The 703-nt window shown below is 37.6% G+C and carries 1 protein-coding gene and 1 pseudogene; both read left to right on the forward strand.

What is annotated here, in order from left to right; all coding sequences use genetic code 11:
- Nucleotides 1–516 (forward strand): arginase family protein (locus MKP05_RS22030; protein ID WP_240570140.1); only part of this gene is annotated, 516 nt, incomplete at its 5' end.
- Nucleotides 517–703, forward strand: a pseudogene (locus tag MKP05_RS22035) (hypothetical protein); the annotation flags it as partial. It lies immediately after the preceding gene.

Genomic DNA, 703 nt, shown 5'->3' on the forward strand with positions numbered 1-703 from the left:
CTTGGAAAGGCTGTTAACTGTTTGAATATCGACGCCCATACCGATTTTAGGAACCGTGAAGGCAGACATAGCGGTAATGGTTTTTCGTATGCGTTTCACGAGGGTTTCCTCGATCATTATTTCGTTTTTGGCTTGCATGAAAACTATACTTCAAAAAAGGTATTTAAAACCATATCCAAAGAAAAGCAGATCCGGTTCAACACTTTTGAAGAATTGTTCGTTAGAAAAGAAAAAGGTTTTGAATTTGAACTCAACGAAGCTTTGGATTTTGTAAAAACCTCCCGTTTCGGACTCGAAATAGACATGGATTCGGTCACCAATATGCCCAGTAGTGCGAGAACCAGTTCCGGAATGGCCCTGAATACCGTCAGGGAAATTATTTTTAAGAGTAAGAAAAGTAAAAATATTGCTTATTTGCATATTTGTGAAGCCGCACCCGACATGAACAGTGAGGCTGAAAAAGCATTAACAGGGAAGTCCATTGCCTATCTGGTGTCAGATTTTATACGAAAATAGATGAATGTTGAAATTATCCCATTCAAAACAGAATATGCCACTACATTTAAAGATTTGAATGTGGCATGGCTAAAAAAATATTTTGTGGTAGAGCCCCACGACGAAGAGGTTTTGTCGAATTGTAAAGAAAACATCATCGACAAAGGCGGTTATATTTATTTTGCCAAAGTTAAAGATACCATTATAG

Source organism: Halomonas flagellata (assembly GCF_022487945.1).
GTDB classification, from domain to species: domain Bacteria; phylum Pseudomonadota; class Gammaproteobacteria; order Pseudomonadales; family Halomonadaceae; genus Halomonas; species Halomonas flagellata.